Origin of the sequence: Ralstonia sp. 24A2 (assembly GCF_051783885.1) — a bacterium.
Taxonomy (GTDB): Bacteria; Pseudomonadota; Gammaproteobacteria; order Burkholderiales; family Burkholderiaceae; genus Ralstonia.
The window spans coordinates 1,322,281-1,339,350 of record NZ_JBPVZD010000002.1 but is presented as its reverse complement, the minus strand read 5'-3'; the positions used below and the strand labels follow the sequence as shown (position 1 = coordinate 1,339,350).

General features: G+C 65.2%; 16 protein-coding genes. 9 read left to right on the top strand and 7 right to left on the bottom strand.

Translation table 11 applies throughout. The features are described 5' to 3' along the window. Positions 1 to 4 precede the first annotated feature (4 nt). Positions 5 to 1,807 (bottom strand): methyl-accepting chemotaxis protein, encoded by a 1,803-nt coding sequence (locus ACS13N_RS11165; RefSeq protein WP_438931722.1) that lies wholly within the window; start codon positions 1,805 to 1,807, stop codon positions 5 to 7. Between the two features lie 231 nt (positions 1,808 to 2,038). Here ACS13N_RS11165 and ACS13N_RS11160 point away from each other — a divergent pair, with 231 nt between their 5' ends. The 6 genes from ACS13N_RS11160 (at position 2,039) to ACS13N_RS11135 (ending at position 8,056) form a co-directional block, all read left to right on the top strand. Next, positions 2,039 to 3,145 carry an S-(hydroxymethyl)glutathione dehydrogenase/class III alcohol dehydrogenase gene (locus ACS13N_RS11160; protein ID WP_438931721.1) on the top strand — a complete coding sequence of 369 codons (1,107 nt, stop codon included), beginning with the start codon at positions 2,039 to 2,041 and terminating at the stop codon, positions 3,143 to 3,145. A gap of 19 nt (positions 3,146 to 3,164) precedes the next feature. After that, positions 3,165 to 4,037 (top strand): S-formylglutathione hydrolase, encoded by an 873-nt coding sequence (fghA, locus tag ACS13N_RS11155; protein WP_438931720.1) that lies wholly within the window; start codon positions 3,165 to 3,167, stop codon positions 4,035 to 4,037. 194 nt (positions 4,038 to 4,231) lie between these two features. Then, positions 4,232 to 5,056 (top strand): paraquat-inducible protein A, encoded by an 825-nt coding sequence (locus tag ACS13N_RS11150; RefSeq protein WP_438932831.1) that lies wholly within the window; start codon positions 4,232 to 4,234, stop codon positions 5,054 to 5,056. Further along, positions 5,053 to 5,772 (top strand): paraquat-inducible protein A, encoded by a 720-nt coding sequence (locus tag ACS13N_RS11145; protein WP_438931719.1) that lies wholly within the window; start codon positions 5,053 to 5,055, stop codon positions 5,770 to 5,772. Before ACS13N_RS11150 ends, ACS13N_RS11145 begins: the two co-directional genes overlap by 4 nt. Then, positions 5,769 to 7,412, top strand: a complete 1,644-nt coding sequence (locus tag ACS13N_RS11140) for an intermembrane transport protein PqiB (protein ID WP_438931718.1) — start codon at positions 5,769 to 5,771, stop codon at positions 7,410 to 7,412. Before ACS13N_RS11145 ends, ACS13N_RS11140 begins: the two co-directional genes overlap by 4 nt. Next, the gene (locus tag ACS13N_RS11135; RefSeq protein ID WP_438931717.1) at positions 7,409 to 8,056 is read left to right on the top strand and encodes a PqiC family protein; all 648 of its coding nucleotides are present in this window, start codon (positions 7,409 to 7,411) and stop codon (positions 8,054 to 8,056) included. Before ACS13N_RS11140 ends, ACS13N_RS11135 begins: the two co-directional genes overlap by 4 nt. A gap of 11 nt (positions 8,057 to 8,067) precedes the next feature. Here the strand turns inward: ACS13N_RS11135 and ACS13N_RS11130 are convergent, their stop codons facing one another. Continuing rightward, on the bottom strand, positions 8,068 to 9,540 hold the full coding sequence (locus tag ACS13N_RS11130) for a PLP-dependent aminotransferase family protein (RefSeq protein ID WP_438931716.1): 1,473 nt from the start codon (positions 9,538 to 9,540) through the stop codon (positions 8,068 to 8,070). A gap of 194 nt (positions 9,541 to 9,734) precedes the next feature. Here ACS13N_RS11130 and ACS13N_RS11125 point away from each other — a divergent pair, with 194 nt between their 5' ends. After that, a complete protein-coding gene (locus ACS13N_RS11125) occupies positions 9,735 to 10,103 on the top strand; it encodes a hypothetical protein (RefSeq protein ID WP_438931715.1) in 369 nt (122 codons plus the stop codon). Here the strand turns inward: ACS13N_RS11125 and ACS13N_RS11120 are convergent. Continuing rightward, positions 10,100 to 10,309, bottom strand: a complete 210-nt coding sequence (locus ACS13N_RS11120) for a hypothetical protein (protein ID WP_438931714.1) — start codon at positions 10,307 to 10,309, stop codon at positions 10,100 to 10,102. The genes ACS13N_RS11125 and ACS13N_RS11120 overlap by 4 nt on opposite strands. Before the next feature lie 158 nt (positions 10,310 to 10,467). On the opposite strand from ACS13N_RS11120, the gene ACS13N_RS11115 reads away from it, so the two are divergent. Together ACS13N_RS11115 and ACS13N_RS11110 are read left to right on the top strand one after the other, a co-directional pair. Continuing rightward, positions 10,468 to 10,677: a hypothetical protein gene (locus ACS13N_RS11115; protein ID WP_438931713.1), complete on the top strand. Its 210-nt coding sequence runs from the start codon at positions 10,468 to 10,470 to the stop codon at positions 10,675 to 10,677. 109 nt (positions 10,678 to 10,786) lie between these two features. Next, positions 10,787 to 11,434 (top strand): hypothetical protein, encoded by a 648-nt coding sequence (locus ACS13N_RS11110; protein ID WP_438931712.1) that lies wholly within the window; start codon positions 10,787 to 10,789, stop codon positions 11,432 to 11,434. Positions 11,435 to 11,598: 164 nt separating this feature from the next. On the opposite strand, the gene ACS13N_RS11105 is transcribed toward ACS13N_RS11110, so the two are convergent. The 4 genes from ACS13N_RS11105 to ACS13N_RS11090 all read right to left on the bottom strand — a co-directional run bounded on the left by ACS13N_RS11105 (position 11,599) and on the right by ACS13N_RS11090 (position 16,850). Next, the gene (locus tag ACS13N_RS11105; RefSeq protein WP_438931711.1) at positions 11,599 to 13,818 is read right to left on the bottom strand and encodes a TonB-dependent receptor; all 2,220 of its coding nucleotides are present in this window, start codon (positions 13,816 to 13,818) and stop codon (positions 11,599 to 11,601) included. A gap of 90 nt (positions 13,819 to 13,908) precedes the next feature. Then, complete coding sequence (locus ACS13N_RS11100) at positions 13,909 to 14,274, bottom strand: hypothetical protein (RefSeq protein ID WP_438931710.1); 366 nt, start codon at positions 14,272 to 14,274, stop codon at positions 13,909 to 13,911. Positions 14,275 to 14,429: 155 nt separating this feature from the next. Beyond that, a complete protein-coding gene (locus ACS13N_RS11095) occupies positions 14,430 to 15,416 on the bottom strand; it encodes a DUF6685 family protein (protein WP_438931709.1) in 987 nt (328 codons plus the stop codon). A 213-nt stretch (positions 15,417 to 15,629) separates the two neighbouring features. Continuing rightward, positions 15,630 to 16,850, bottom strand: coding sequence for an HD-GYP domain-containing protein (locus ACS13N_RS11090; RefSeq protein ID WP_438931708.1), 1,221 nt, complete (start codon positions 16,848 to 16,850; stop codon positions 15,630 to 15,632). Positions 16,851 to 17,070 lie beyond the last annotated feature (220 nt).

Below are 17,070 nucleotides of genomic sequence, written 5' to 3'. Positions count from 1 at the left end.
AGGCTCAGTGCGAGAGGCGGAACTGCCCCACGGCCTCGTTGAGGTTGTGGGCCTGTTCCTCAAGCGACTCCGCCGCAGCAGCAGCTTGTTCGACCAGTGCAGCGTTCTGCTGCGTCACCTGGTCCATCTGGTTGACGGCCTGGTTGACCTGCTCGATGCCGCTGCTCTGCTCTTCCGAGGCCGACGAGATCTCGCCCATGATGTCGGTCACGCGCTTCACCGCGTCAACAATCTCTGCCATCGTCACGCCGGCCTGATCGACCAGTGCCGTGCCGTTGCTCACACGGTCCACCGAGTCGCTGATGAGCGCCTTGATTTCCTTCGCGGCACCGGCCGAGCGTTGCGCCAGGCTGCGCACTTCGCTGGCCACCACCGCAAAGCCGCGGCCCTGTTCGCCCGCACGTGCCGCTTCCACCGCAGCATTGAGCGCCAGGATGTTGGTCTGGAAGGCGATGCTTTCGATCACGCCGATGATGTCGGCAATCTTCTTGCTGCTCTCGTTGATGCCGCCCATGGTCTGCACGACCTGGCCGACCACATCGCCGCCGCGCGTGGCAACGTCCGATGCGGTGACGGCAAGCTGGCTCGCCTGACGCGCGTTGTCGGCGTTCTGCTTCACGATGCTCGTGAGCTCTTCCATGCTCGATGCGGTTTCTTCCAGCGAGCTGGCCTGCTCTTCCGTGCGTTGCGACAGGTCGGCATTGCCGGCAGCAATCTCCTGCGCGGCCGAGCGCACCGAGTCGCTGCCCAGGCGGATCTGCTGCATCACGGCCGTCAGCTTGTCGGCAAAGGTATTGAACGAGCGGGCGATCTGCGCGACTTCGTCTTCGCCGTCAGACGGCAGACGCTTGGTGAGGTCGCCGCTGCCCGAGCCGATGTCGTCCATCGCATCACGGATCAACGACAGGCGGCGGAATGCGCGCGCGGTCATGGCGCCGACGATCAGCGCGGCCACCACGGCCACCGCCACCAGCGCACCAATCGAGGTCATGACCAGAGAGCGCATACCCGCCGTGGCATCGGACTTGTCCAGCGCCACCACCAACCCCCAGTCGGAGCCCTTCACGCCCTGGCGGTAGAGCAGCTTGGTCGCGCCGTTCACATCCACTTCCACCGGCTTGGTGGCTTGCGCCAGCACAGCGAGCGTGGCTTCGTTCAGGCCTGCCGACAGGTCGGTCGCGGGCTTGAGCGTGAGCTTGTCATCGGGGTGCGCGACGATCTTGCCGGCTGCGTTGACCAGGAAGCCGAAGCTGGCCGGCGTCGGGTGGATCGCCTTCACGTTGGCGATCACGCTGTCCATCGCCACGTCGCCGCCAATCACGCCCTTGAGGCCGCCATCGCGCAGGATGGGCACCGCGAACGTCACCACCAGTTGGCCGGTGCTCGCGCTCACGTACGGCGGCGTCACCACGGGCTTGCCTGCGTCGGCGGCCTGCTTGTACCAGGGGCGCGCGGTCGGGTCGTAGGTGGGCGGAATCCCTTCGGGGTTCGAGAACTTGTACGTCTTGTCGGCATAGCCAACGTAGACGTTGATGAAACCACCGGCCTGATGCACGGCCTTGAATACGGCGATCGGGTCTGCCGACAGCGCCACGTCTTGCAGCGACACCATCATCTGTGTCTTGGCGGCAATCCAGTCGTCAATGCCGGCGATATGGCCGCGCGCGACCGACTGCAGGTTCTGGCGGATCGACTCGTCGTTGTACGAGCGGGTGACGAGATAGTTGAGGCCACCAGCGAAAGTCAGTGCGCCGACCACGATGGCAACGCAGGTCAGCAAGATGCGGGTACGAATGGAAGCAAGCACGGTATGGTTTCCTACGAAGCCCATGGCGGCGGTTCCGCCATGTAAGGCAAGCAGCACAAGACCCTGTCGGCCGTGCCGTCGCTCAAGAAACGGCCGTCGTAAGGAAATCTGAAGTCTGGTCTGACACCTATTACGCGCATGACACATTGCCGTGGCAGGCAACGCACTACAATCGCCCGTCTCGTATCAAGCCGGCAGCCAAACGGCGCCCATCTACCAAAAGGAGTCCACATGAAAACCAAAGCCGCCATCGCCTGGAAAGCCGGTGCCCCGCTGACCGTGGAAGAAGTCGACCTGCAAGGCCCGCGCGCCGGCGAGGTGCTGGTCGAGATCAAGGCGACCGGCATCTGCCATACCGATTACTACACGCTCTCGGGCGCAGACCCGGAAGGCATCTTCCCGGCGATCCTCGGCCACGAGGGTGCGGGTGTGGTGCTGGAAGTGGGTGCAGGCGTGACCTCGTTGAAGGCCGGCGACCACGTGATCCCCCTCTACACGCCGGAATGCCGCCAGTGCAAGTTCTGCCTGTCGCGCAAGACCAACCTGTGTCAGGCGATTCGCGCCACGCAGGGCAAGGGCCTGATGCCGGACGGCACGTCGCGCTTCTCGATCGACGGCAAGCCGCTGTTCCACTACATGGGCACGTCCACGTTTGCGAACCACATCGTGGTGCCGGAGATTGCGCTGGCAAAGATCCGCCCGGATGCGCCCTTCGACAAGGTCTGCTACATCGGCTGCGGCGTCACCACGGGCGTGGGTGCAGTGGTCTACACGGCCAAGGTAGAAGCCGGTGCCAACGTGGTGGTGTTCGGTCTGGGCGGCATCGGTCTGAACGTGATCCAGGGCGCCAAGATGGTGGGCGCCGACAAGATCATCGGCGTGGACCTGAACCCCGGGCGTGAAGCCATGGCCCGCAAATTCGGCATGACGCACTTCATCAACCCGAAGGACGTCGACAACGTGGTCGACCATATCGTGCAGCTCACCGACGGCGGCGCGGACTACTCGTTCGAATGCATCGGCAATACACAGGTCATGCGCCAGGCGCTGGAGTGCTGCCACAAGGGCTGGGGCCAGTCGATCATCATCGGCGTGGCCGAAGCCGGCGCAGAGATCAGCACGCGCCCGTTCCAGCTCGTGACCGGTCGGGAATGGAAAGGCTCCGCATTCGGCGGCGCACGCGGCCGCACCGATGTGCCGAAGATCGTCGACTGGTACATGGAGGGCAAGCTCAACATCGACGACCTCATCACGCACACGCTGCCGCTGGAGCGCATCAACGAGGGCTTCGACCTGATGAAGCGCGGCGAGTCGATCCGTTCGGTCGTGCTGTACTGAGGATTGGGGAGCCACGCGAATGACCATCCCGGTGCCAGCACTTGAGCTGATCTCCGAACACGCCTGCTTTGGCGGCGTGCAGCGCTTCTATCGGCATGCCTCCACGACGATCGGGCTGCCGATGCGCTTCTCGGTCTACCTGCCGCCGCAAGCGCTGGCCGGTGAGAAACGCCCCGCGCTGTTCTACTTGGCCGGCCTGACTTGCACGGAAGAGACCTTCGCCATCAAGGCCGGCGCGCAACGCGTGGCGGCGCGCGAGGGGCTCATCCTGATTGCGCCCGACACCAGCCCGCGCGGCGCCAACGTGCCCGGCGAAGCGGACAGCTGGGATTTCGGCGTCAGCGCCGGCTTCTATCTGGACGCGACACAGGCGCCCTGGCGCGAGCACTACCGGATGGAGAGCTACATCGCCGAGGAGCTGCATCACATCGCGCGGGTCGCCTTTCCGGTCGCCCACGGGCGCATCGGCATCTTCGGGCACTCGATGGGCGGCCATGGTGCACTAACGCTGGCGCTGCGCCATCGGGAGCGCTTTGCCTCGGTCTCGGCGTTCGCGCCCATTGCGCATCCGTCCGTGTGCCCGTGGGGCATCAAGGCATTCACGGGCTACCTCGGTGACGACCGCGCCGCGTGGGCCGCGCACGACGCCACGCAACTGATGCGGCAGGCTCAGTGCCCATTCCCCGGTGGCATCCTTGTCGATCAGGGCGAAGCCGACAAATTCCTCGTCGAACAGCTCTATCCCGACGACTTTGCCGCAGCCTGCGCCGCCGCCGGACAACCGCTGCAACTACGCCGCCACCCCGGCTACGACCACGGCTACTACTTCATCGAGACCTTTATCGAAGACCATCTGCTGCACCACGCAGCCCAGTTGGGCGTCGGCGGTTAGTCAAGAAGACAACCTTCAAACAATGTGGATGGCGGGATTCTTGCATCGCTTCCACCGTCAAAATGCGAACCCAGGGTGGAGGCGCTTATACATTCAACCTTGTATGTATAATCGCCCCCAACCTGATCCGGCATGAGGCTGCGCCTTTCCATGTGGCGCAGAAGTTACGTAACGGCCCGCTCGCCGGCCAGACGATGGAGTTGTTCGACGTGAAATTTTCCTTCCCGCTGCCGCAGTCTTGGCGCGCGCCCCTGCCCGGGCTGGCGCCAGATGACGCAACGGGCGCCGCTTCCGCTACACCCGCCGCCCCGGTTGCACAGCCATTGCCAGGGGACCCCGACGCGTGGATCGCCTGCGAACATTGCGACACCCTGCACCGCCACGAGGTCATCGCGCTGGATGAAGAGGCGCGCTGCACGCGCTGCGGCGTCAAGCTGTATCGCAACCAGAGCGAGCGGCTGTCCGTGCTGCTGCCATTGATCGTGACGGGGCTGATCGTCTACTTCGTTGCCAACGTCTTCCCGATTGCCGAGCTGAACGGCGGCGGCAACCGCAACACCACCACGCTGTGGGGCGCCGTTGAAGCGCTGTACAACTACGACATGGTGTTTGCGGCCGTGCTGGTGGGCCTGACCACGCTGCTGTTCCCGCTGCTGTACCTGACCGTACTGGCACCGCTGCTGATCGCACGGCTGCGCGGGCGGCAGCATCCGTCTGCCGCGCTGGCACTGCGCGCGGCAGCATTGATCCGGCCCTGGGCCATGATCGAGATCTTCATGCTGGGCGTGGTGGTGGCGCTCATCAAGGTGGCGCACATGGTGTCGCTGCAGGCCGATGCAGGCCTGTGGGCGTTCGGTGCGCTGACGGTGTTCATGACGATTGCGCTGTCGATCGACTTGCGTCCGTTCTGGCGCGAGATCGGCATGACGCTCCCACCGGGCACGCAGGTCGATGCGCCCACCGGCATGGATGCCGCAGCACGCCCCGGCGAAGCAACCAGCGGCGAGGAGCACGCATGAGCACCACCGCTGCCCCCGCGCAACCCGCTCGCCCAATCCGGGCTGCCGCACATGGCCTCGCCACATGCGAGCATTGCGGCCTGCTCGCGCGCATGCCCGGCGCGCAGACAGCCGCCCACGCCGCGCTCACGCACGACGATGCGCCCGAGCACGCCGCCGCGCCGGTCTGCCCGCGCTGCCTGTCACCCATGCACGCACGCAAACCCGACAGTCTGATGCGCTGCTGGGCACTGCTGATCGCCGCCATGGCCATGTACCTGCCGGCCAACATGCTGCCCGTCATGATTACCGACACGCTGGTCGGCACGCAGCAAGACACCATCATGAGCGGCATCGTCTATCTGTGGACGTCGGGCTCGTGGCACCTGGCCATCATCGTGTTCATCGCCAGCTTCTTTGTGCCGCTGGCCAAGCTGGGCATTCTGGCGGTGCTGTGCCTATCGGTGCAGCAGCGCTGGCGCTGGAACCCGCGCTTTCGCACGCGGCTGTATGTGATTGTCGAGGCGGTCGGCCGCTGGTCGATGCTCGATGTATTCGTGGTGGCGCTGCTAGCAGGGTTGGTGCACCTGTCCACGCTGGCCGTCATCAAGCCTGGCCCCGGTGTCGGGCCGTTCGCCGCCGTGGTGGTACTGACCATGTTTGCCGCCCGCTGTTTTGACCCCCGCCTGATCTGGGACGCCGTCGACGAGCCCGATCCCGATGAGACCGACGCATGACCGACCCCATTGATAAAGAAAACGTCCCGCCGCCGCGCCGCATGAAACGCAAGCGCTGGCTGCCTTCGCTGATCTGGCTGGTGCCCATCGTTGCACTCGTGGTGGGCGGCACGCTCATGGCGCGCGTGATCCTGGCGCGCGGTGCGCAGATCACGGTCACCTTCAGTTCGGCCGAGGGCATCGAAGCGGGCAAGACGCGCGTGAAATACAAGAGCGTCGACATTGGCGTCGTGAAGTCCGTTGGGCTGACAGACGATCGCTCCGGTGCCGTTGCACTCATTGAACTCACGCACGACGGCAAGGCCTTCGCCGTGGCTGACACGCGGTTCTGGGTGGTACGCCCGCGTGTGGCCGCCGGCAATGTCTCGGGGCTGGGCACACTGCTCTCGGGCGCCTATATCGGCGTGGACGGTGGACGCTCGCACGACAAGAAATCCAGCTTCAAGGGCCTGGATATACCGCCTGCCATCTATGCCGACACCCCGGGCAAGCAGTTCACGCTCCATGCGCCCGACCTGGGCTCGCTCGATATCGGTTCACCCGTCTACTTCCGCCGCGTGCGCGTGGGGCAGATCACCGCTTACGACATCGACACCGACGGCAAAGGCGTGACGCTGCATGCGTTCGTCAACGCGCCGTTCGACAAGTTCGTCACACGCGGCACACGCTTCTGGAACGCCAGCGGCATCGACCTGAAGCTCGATGCCAACGGCCTGAAGCTCGACACGCAATCACTGCTGGCGGTCGCGCTGGGCGGCATTGCCTTCCAGACACCCGAAGAGGCGGACCACGAGCCCGCTGCGTCCAACACCGAATACCAGCTCGTGCGCAACGAGGCCATGGCGCTCAAGGACCCCGAGCACATCTCGCAGACCGTGGTGATGTACTTCCACCGCTCGCTGCGCGGCCTGACGGTGGGCGCGCCGATGGAATTCAAGGGCATCAACGTGGGTGAGATCAAATCGATCGGCATCCACTACAGCCGCAAGCGCAAGGAGTTCGTGCTGCCGGTCACGGCCGTGATCTATCCGACGCGCTTCGGCATGGACATCCGCGACGACAACCCGCAGCACGCCGCGGAGGATGTCCGCACGCAATTCGACACGCTCATCCAAAACGGCATGCGGGCACGGTTGAAGAGTGCGAGCCTGCTGACCGGCCAGCAGTTCGTGGAGCTCGACTTCATCGACCCGGCCGACCGCGAGAAGACGCCGCCGCGCTTCGGCATGCGCGATCGTGACGGCACCTATGTCTTCCCGACCGCCGACAACCCGACCGATGACATCGAAGCGCAGCTCGCCGGCATTGCCAAAAAGCTCAACAAGGTACCGTTCGAGCAGATCGGCCAGGACATGCATCGCGCGCTGGGCACGCTGGACGCCACGCTCAAGCAGACCGAGCAACTGGCCAAGACGGTCAACACCGACCTGGCTCCGCAGATGAAGGAAACGCTGGCCGAGGCACGCCGCACGCTGGAGACCGCGCGCCAGACCTTCTCGGAAGACGCGCCGCTGCAGCACAACGCACGCGACACACTGGAACAGGTGGCCAAGGCCGCCGCCTCGGTGCGTGTGCTGACCGATTACCTGCAAACCCACCCCGAAGCGCTGATCCGGGGCAAGGCAAAGGATGCGCAATGATGCAAACGCCGACGCTGTCTTCTTCCCTTCGACTGGCCAGCGCGGTTGCCGCTGCCGCGCTGATGGCGGCGTGCGCCTCGCCCACGCCGACGTTGCATACACTGTCGCTGCGCAGTGAGGCACCCGCGCCTGACGCACGCTTCCAGCGCGCCTTCCGCCTGACGGGCGTGCGCGTGCCTGACCGTCTGGACAAGCCGCAGATCGTGCTGCGCACGTCTGACAGCGAAATCCAGGCGCTCGAGCAGCAGCGCTGGGCGGCGCCGTTCGGTTCGGAGCTGCGCGATGCACTGTCGGCCAATCTGGCTGGCGCGCTATCGGCGGTGGATGTGGGGGGTGGCGTGGCGCCTGCCGGCGTGCCGCTCTACCGCATCGCTGCCGACATGCGCAGCTACGATGCGCGCCCCGGCCAGAACGTGACGGCGCTGGCGACCTGGCGTGTGACGCGCGATGCGGCAACGCAAACGCAGGGCCCGGCGGCGGCCACCGCCCTCACCTGCCAGAACACGTTGACGGTGCCGGCTGGCGCCGGTGTCGATGCCGTGGTGTCGTCGACACAGCAACTAGTGCAGCAGTGGTCGCAGCAAATTGCACAGAGCGTGCAGGGGCTGGAGTCGCGTGCGGCCATGCCGGCCTGGTGCCGGTGATTGGCCAGTGACTACGCTTCGGTCAGTTGCCGCGTCAGCTCACCCAGCGTGGCCAATGCGGCCTCCAGGTTGGCCGAAGGCGGCAGCCCGAAGCAGATGCGGAAGAAGTGATCGAAGCGGTTGAGGTTCGAGAACATCGTCCCCGGTGCGATGCGAATGCCCTGCGCCAGCGCCGCATCAAACAGCGCCACCGATGAGACATTGGTCGGCAACTCCACCCACATCGCCACCCCGCCCGAGGGCACCGAGAGCCGCGTGCCCGCCGGGAAGCACGCCGCAATCGACTCCGCCATGGCCTCGCGCTGCTTGCACAAGGTCTGGCGCAGCGTGCGCAGATGTCGGTCATACGCCCCCGACGCAATGAAGCGCGCGGCCAGCACCTGCGGCCATGAATCATTCGGCCGCGACTGGGCAAACTTCAGCATCTGGACACGCTCATGCCAGCGCCCTGCGGCCATCCAGCCCAGGCGCAGGCCGGGCGCGAACGTCTTGCGCAATGACGCGCAATAGATGACGTTGCCCGTGCGATCCCACGCCTTGATCGCCTTGAGCGGCGTGGGGCTGTCGGCCAGCGGGCTGTAGGTGTCGTCTTCAATGAGGGCGATGTCGTGGGCCTCGCAGAAGGCCGCCATGCGCCGCTTGGCGGTGTCCGGCATGATGCTGCCGAGCGGGTTCTGCAGATTGGGCACCACCACCACGGCGCGGATGTTGCCGTAGGCCTGCACCGCCATCTGCAAGGCTTCCAGCGACATGCCGGTGCGCGGGCTGGTCGGGATCTCCACCGCGCGTAGCCCCAGGCTTTCCAGCGCCTGCAGCAGCCCGTAGTACGTGGGCGACTCCACGGCCACGGTATCGCCCGGCTGCGCAACGGCGCGCAGTGCCAGATTGACTGCCTCGATACACCCGTGCGTGATGACCACGTCGTCGGGCGCGAGCTGGATGCCGATGTCGAGCATGCGGCGCGCCACGGCAGTCTGTAATTCCGGATGCCCGTTAGGTATGACCGCCTGCGTGAGCAGCAACGGATGCTGGCGCAGCACCTGGGCGGCGATCCGGTTGAGCGTAGCCGACGGATAGAGCGCCGCATCCCCACTTGCCCCGGACAGATCGATGTGCACATTGGCCTGCTGCCCGCGCGCCACAATGGCCGATATGCGCGCATGGACACCCACATACGCGGCCGGGTCCGGCGTGCCGACGTCGGGCTCCCCCACCGGCGCCAGCAACGCACGACGCGGCTGACGCACGAAGTAGCCCGAGCGCTCGCGCGCTTCCAGCCACCCCTCGGCTTCGAGGTGGCGGCATACCTGCAGCGCAGTCGACAGGCTCACCCCATGCGTGCGCATCAGCATACGCACCGACGGCATGCGCTCGCCCGGCATGAGTACCCCACTGCGGATTGCGCCGAGGTAATGATCTGCCAGCATCCGATACAGAGGCTGTGCGGGCTGCATGGGCGGGAGGGTCAACTCGGTGACGGTCATAACAGGCGGGCGACGGTGGGAGTTTCCCGCAAATCATGCAGGCGTGGCCCTCACCGCAACAGATACAGACGATGTCAAACTGTACCGTAACAGATGGGCACAATGCGGGCGCTGTTGTGGTGCAAGCGGCGCTTTCTGTGTCTGTTATGGCCGGGGTCGCTTCCCTACGCTGCAGTCATGCACTGGAGACCAACATGACCGCCAGCACCCCCGACACCACGCTCCATACCGAATGGCCCGCCTTGCTACGCGGTGAATCCCGCCTCGAATGGTTGCCGGCACGTACCACCGTGGTGGTGCTGGCGGGCAGCATCACGCTGGAGCACCCGCCGTGCTGGCTGGCCGGCGAGGCATACCGCATCCGCCAGACCTTCACGGAAGGCCATGCGCATACGCTGGAGACTTCCGGCTGGTGGGGCCTGCATGCGGACCGGCCAGGCGGCGCGCAACTGTGCGTACTCGTGCCCGCTGAACCGCCGTACCGGTGGGCGCTGCTCGCACCACTGCGTCGCTGGCTGGCGTTGCTCGGCGGGCGGCAGCAGACACGGCGCGGGCGCGCCTAGCGCTCGCGCGGCGGCGCGGGGTCTGGGTTGGGGTGGCCATCATCCCGGCGAATGGAAGCGTTTTCGTAGTCTCCCGGGTCTTCCTCGCCGACCGCGCTCTCACTGGGCAAAACGGGGCGATTCGGTTTGACGCGATCGACGCGGTCGTCGTGTTTCTGACGCTCGGCGCCTGGCTTGTGTTGCGAAGGATGCTTCTGCGGCTTCATCGTCGGGCTCCTGCTCGGCATGGCATGTGGTTCCGCTCACAAGCGGACGCAACCGACGTACCACGTGAGCACGGCAGGAACCGCCCTGCCGTGCAGGCATCTGCCTTGCTGCACGTTGGCTATCGCGCCGCAAGCGCAGCTCGCAGCGGAGACGCTCGATGGCACACCCCACCCACGACGACCACGACGACCGCCGCTCCACCGACAATACCGCCGACACAAATCGCAGCCCATCGGCACACCCGCCGCACGTTGAACGCCACGTGCCGCTGCGCTCCCCCACCGGCGGCACCGACTGGGCGGAGAACATGCGCCGCGGCCGGCCCACCAACAAGGGCAAAGGCGTACCTGGGCAGCGACGCGGCTAACCATTTGTAATCAAGTGCCGCCAGCGCATGCGCAGCCTGCGCCCTACACTGGCGCTCGGACTCGCCGTCCGCCCCGCCCACGTTTGGACACATCCCACTGGAAACCGCCATGCCACGCCTGTCTTCCGCAGCCGGCACCTTCGCCGCACTGGCCCTCGCCGCCGCCTCGCTCTTCACGCAAACCACCTTCGCCGCCGACAGTGCGCCACCCGCCCGCGTGCGCGCGACCATCGTTGCCACGCACGGCAATGCCATCGACGTGTCCGACAAGTCCGGCAACAAGGCCACCGTCACCCTGCCCGCCGATGCGACCGTCACCGAAGTTGCCCCCATCGAGCCGTCGGCCATTCAGGCCGGCAGCTACATCGGCACGGCCGCCGTCAAACAGCCTGACGGCACGCTGCGCGCGCTGGAAGTACATGTGTTTCCCGAAGCCATGCGCGGCACGGGTGACGGCCATCGCCCATATGACCTGGGCCCGAACAGCTCGATGACCAACGGCACAGTCGAGCAGGCCGGCGCGGTCATGGATACCCAGGCAGGCGCACAAGGCCGCACGCTGTCGGTCAAGTACAAGGATGGGGAGCAGCGCATCGTGGTGCCGGCAGATGTGCCGATCGTCGCCTTCGCGCCGGGGCGGCGTGATGAGCTGAAGGCGGGTGCGCACGTGGTGCTGTTCGTGCGCCCCGATGCGCAAGGCGCGCTGACTGCGCAGCGCGTGCTGGTCGGCAAGGACGGACTCGTCCCGCCGATGTGATGGGGGACGCGGGCCAGCCGAAGAGGCTGGCCCATGCCGCTGGAACCTGTTCACGATCCGTGGCGAGCGCCCCGAGGTTGACCCGAGAAGCGCAGCCGTACACGGGGTACGGCGAGCATCACAGGGCCAAGATCGGGGCGCGCAGTAGGATAGTGGGCAGGTTCCTAGAACGGCTTGCTGACCGACAGGAGGAACGTACGACGCGGCGCAAACTGCGGCGCACCCACGCCGATGCCGGTGCCGTCGCGCAGCTGGTAGCTGCGGTCGAAGATGTTCAGCACGGTCAGGCGTGTCTTGAACTTGCCGAGCATCGGCAAGTTGAAGTCGCGCGCAGCACCCAGATTCATCTGCCAGTAGGCCGGCAGGTGGTCGGTATTGGCGAAGCCGTTTCGCAGGCCCGTGCCGAACAGCACATCGCTGGTGTAGGTCGTGCCCGAGTACAGGTACGACACCCCTGCCGATGCCGTCAAACGCTGGTCGTGGTCCAGATTGACCCAGTGGCTGTTGATGTAGGCCAGCTCATCCGCACCGAAATTGAACTGACCGGTCTCGATGCCCTTGCCCTGCGCGCGCGACACCGCCACGTTCACATACGCACCCAGGTTGCCGTTGCGATAGTTGGCGCTGCCTTCCAGGCCGTAGATGCGGCCGCGCTCGTAGTTGAACGCTGAGTACAGCAACGCATTGCCGAACTGCCCCTCGTCCTGCAGATGGCGCACGTCGCGGTAATACGCATCCAGACCCAGCGTGAGGTGCGGCGTGACTTGGTGCGAAACACCCAGATCAAAGTAGTTCGAGCGCTCCGACTTGACCGCCGTATTGGCATCCGACGGCAGCGCATTGGTCGTGCCGGAGAAGGCCTGCACCGACGTGGCATCGAACTTCTCGGTCGGCGGCGGCGTGAAATAGCGCGCGTAGCCGGCGTGCACGCGGGTGCGTGGCGTCAGGTCGTAGGTCAGACCCAGGCGCGGGCTCAACTGCTGCTCGCTGACGATGGTGTTGACGCGGTCGTAGCGCGCACCGTAGTTGACGGTGAGCTTATCGGTCGGCTTCCACTCGTCCTGCAGGTAGACGCCCATCGTCGTGCCGGTGCCGCTGTGGTTGTCGACGATGGTGAACGGCGTGCCGCTGGTCTGCGCGCCAGTGTCGTCGGCGGAGAACACGCTGGAGGTGTTGTCGGTGCCGAAGCGCTCTCGTTGCACAAACACGCCAGCGCGCAGCGTGTGCTTGTCATTGAGCTTGTAGCTCGCGTCGCCCTGCAGGCCGTAGGCCTGGTTGCGGCGGGTGAGGTCAGCCGCCACGCCGTTGTAGACGAGATCCCCGATCGGATCGGGCGTGTAATCGATGCGGCTGGAACGGCGGAACACCGACACCTGGTAGTCCAGCTTGGGCGATACCTTCTGCTGATACGTCAGGATCTGGAAATCTGTCTTCTCGCGCTGGTTGGCGTTGAGCGCTTGCGACGCCGGCGGCACCACGCCATCCAGCGTGAACTTCGGATCGAGCCCAGGGCGCGTCGGAATCTGGAAGCGGCCGTTGGACGAACCAAACATGAAGCTCACGCGGCTGTCGTTGTCGAGCAGGTACGAGAGCATGCCGAACGACTTGTTCTGCGTGGTGTGGTCATGCGTGGCGTTGCGGTTGCCCGTCGGGTTCTCGATGCCGAGATTGTTCTCGGCAAACACGCCCGACAGGTAATAGCTGAAGCGGTCTTTCGTGCCGTGAATCTGCGCATTGACCTCGTGCGTGGCGTTGCTGCCAAGCACCGTGCCGATCTCGCCGCCAAAGGCCTTGGGCTCGCCGTCCTCATCGGTGGCAGCGCCCTTGGTGGTGATGTCCACAATGCCGGCCGTGCGATAGCCGTACTGCGCCGGCAGCGCGCCGGTCAGCACGTTGATCTGGTTGGCGAAGCGCGTGTCGAGCATCTGCCCGAAGCCACTGATCGGCTCAGGGACGATCACGCCGTTGATGCGGTATTGCAGGTTGGAGTGGTCCCCCCGCACGTGCAATTGGCCATACGAATCCTGCACCACGCCCGGCGCTTGCAGCAGCACCTGGTTCAGCGGGGTGGCATCGCCCAGCGGCAGGCGAGCGATGTCGTCAGTGTCGAACTTGTAGACCGAACTGCCGGTGTCGGGCGACAGCGCATTGCGCGCAGCGTCCAGGCGTTTGGCCGTGACACGGGTTTCGCTGAGGTCGCGCACGCTGGTGGCAGCCGGCGTGGCCGACTTGGCAGGCGTGGCGGAGGGGGTGGCTGGCGCTGCGGCCGGTGGTGTCGGCGTAGCGGGCGTTGGGGCCTCCTGGGCCAGTGCAGAAACGGAGGCGACGGATGGCAGCACGGCGGCAAGCGCCACCACCAGCTTGCGGGGCTGGAACGGAATCATGGAAAGACCTTTGAATCGAGCGAATGCGTCAAACAGCGGCCCGCGCATGCATCAACACAACAACGCGCAGGCCGACAGGCAAGTCGAGAATCAAAGGCAGAACGGTGGATCGCGCGAACAGACGGCCACCGGAAAGACCGGTGCCGCAGCGCGGAAGCCAACATGAGGAAAGTGCCAGCGCCGCGTACTGCGCAAACGCAGCACAAGCAGCGCCGGCAGCGCCGCCGCGAGCGCAGCAAAGGCCGCGCAATGCAAGCAGGCGGCATGCTCCTGCGCGGGCTGACTGCCGCGCTCGGTGCCGGCAGGCTTGGCCGCAACGCTCAGTTCAACCGAAGCCCCTTCACTCCAATGCGACAGCGCATGCCGCAGCGCGCCCTGCTGACCGAACAGCAGCAGCACGACCAGCAGGCAAGACAGCCAGCGCAGGTGCGAGAAAGAAGAGCGGAAGGCGCGCACAGTTTGAGGAGCGGATGCCGGCGCGCAATCTTTCAGGTGACTGAGCGCCCAATGCAACTAAGTTGCGAATTCTGACACCGGCCGCCCAATTCGGCAATCCGTCGGGCGGAGGGCAGTGGCAGGGAAAACCCGGCCGCAACCCTACCGCCTTCGTATTACAAGCGCGTGTGCGCGAAGCCTGGCGCGAAACCGGTCGGCACGCCCAGGCTCGGCACGGGCACACGTTTCCAGTTCGGGCGGGCCTTGCGGGCAACCTCGGCACGCTGGGCCGGGGCGCCCACCTCAGTGGCGTCGTGAAGGTTGGCCAGCCAGGTGCCATAGTCGAACCAGCCATCACGAATGAGTTGTTCACCCACGCAGTTGGCAAAGCGGTCAGCCTTCGGCAGGAAGCACAGCTCAAAGCCCTCGGTCTCGCGGCGGCCGTGCATCCAGCGGTGCGGCACCTGGTGGCTGGCGAGCGCTTCCGACAAACGCGTGCCATAACGCTGCTGCCCCTGACGGCGTGCGGCAATCACATGGAAGCCGTCCAGCAGCCGGCGCAGGCCCAGCGCGGAGCGTGCATGGCGCACCTCGGCATCGACCAGCAGTGCGCGGTTCTGCGTGCGTGCCTGCAGCGCCAGCGCAGCAAAATGGTGCGCGCCCCATTCATTCATGAAGAAGAGTTCGCCGCCGGCAAAGTCATACGCGCGAAACACGTTGGTCTGGTCCGCATAGCGGAACACGTGGCGCTTGTTGGCAGCAAAGTCTGCATCGGTGCTGTGCGGAATGCGGCGGCAATGCTGGTGCGCAAACACCAGCATGCTCGGGAACGAGTGCACCGAGCACGGCGACTGCGCCAGCCCCGTCACCGCACGAATGTCGATCTGGCAATGCTCACGGCGCACACCCACCAGTTGGCTCAGATGGTGGTGGAGATCATCCACCCAGTCGGCATGCGCCAGATGCTTGGGAAACAGCTGATGCGCAGGCTCGGCCAGCCCGCCCTCGAGCAGGAACGGCACGCTCTTGTGCCAGATGTCGAGCTTCCAGTGCGACAGTGCATCGCTCTCGGTGCGATGGTGCGCAACCGATTGCGTGACATTGAAGGCGCGCGACTGGGTCACCCAATCGGAAGCCGCCCGCAGCATGTTGGAAACGTTCATGTCACCCCCCGGAAGACCGAATCGTTTGTTTGAGAGGTTGCTGCCGCTGCTCTTTATGGCAATCAGTCAACAACGTAAAAATCAACGACTCAACGGTACCCCACTTTAGAGGGGTGCGGCATGAAGTTTATTGAAGTCCGTGTTAAGAAAAATACACAAAAACGAAAGGGGCTTGCCAAATGAAGCGCGCCGCACTTTGGCGGCGCTGCTGCTTCAAACCAGGCACATGTCGGAGACTTCCTCGTCCGACAAACCCCAGGTGGCGGCATCTTCCACCGTGACGATGGAATCGTCCGACTTGCCCAGGCTGATGCGCTCGGGGCGCACGCGGGTCTTGGTATTGCCGGAATAGAACACAACGATGTCCGGCTTGAGGGCCGACGCCTCGTTCTGGTTGACGACCACGCCCAGGCGATTGGTGCGCAGCTTGACCAGCGTACCGACCGGGTAGATGCCCACGCTACGCGTGAAGGCCTGGAACACCGTGCGATCGAACTGCGTGTCGGTGCGGGCCATCATGTACTTGAGCGCCTGCGCCGGCGACCATGCATGGTGATACGGGCTGCTCGACGTCAACGTGTCATACACATCGCAGATGGCGCCCATCTTGGCCCACAGGCTGATCCCGTCGGCCTTCTGCGCGTCGGGGTAACCACTGCCGTCAATACGCTCGTGGTGATGCAGGCAGATCTCACGCGCGATCTCGCTGAACTGGCCGGTGCCCATCAACAGGTGATGACCGCCCACGGCGTGGGTCTGCAGCAGCGCCAGCTCATCCTTGGTCAACGCCGTGCTCTTGTCGAGCAGCGTGCGCGGCATGGCCGATTTGCCGATGTCGTGCACCAGCCCACCCAGGCCGCATTCGCGGATCTCGTCTTCTGGCAGGCCCAGCGTGCGCGCCAGCGCCACCATCAGCGCGCAGACGGCAAACGAATGCAGGTAGGTGTAGTCGTCCTTGTTCTTCAGGCGGGCCAGGGCGATCAGCGCATAGGAGTTGCGCGCCAGCGAGTTGGACACGTCGTCCACCAGCAGCAGCGCCTTGTCGGTCTCAAGCGCGCGGCCCATGCGGGCTTCGGCAAACATGTGGCCGAGCGTGGCCTTGCCGTTCTGCATCAGCTTCTGGGCGTGCTGCCACTCTTCCTTGAGCGACGTGGGCGTAACGGGCGGGCGGGCGCGCACGGTCTCGCGCGTAAGCGGCTCGGGCTCGGGCGCAACAGCAGGGGCCGGCTTGGGCATCAGGCTCTGGGCGACAACGTCCTCACCGCGCTCCGGATCGATCCAGATCTCGGTAATACCTGCTTTGAGGATGTCGTCGATCTGACCCTGGTGCGACAACTGAAACTGCGTACGCCAGAACGGATGTTTCAGCCAGGACCCGCCCAGCTTCATCACAAACATACCGACACGCAATTGGTTCGCATCGATTCGCTTCATACCCTGCCTGCCTCGGCTCGAAGTCCGGTTTTGATTGAAATAGGGATGCGGTACGTCAGCCGACACTGACGCCGTTTTGGCCGCTCGGGTCTACGACCCAGGTGGATGCTCGGGGCCACCAACAAACCAAACCGCGCTTGGCTTATCGGCAGCCCTGCACAAAACTTGAGGGTAAAAGTGGATCAGGCGGCGCGCAACACGCCTCAAACCGGGGCCATCG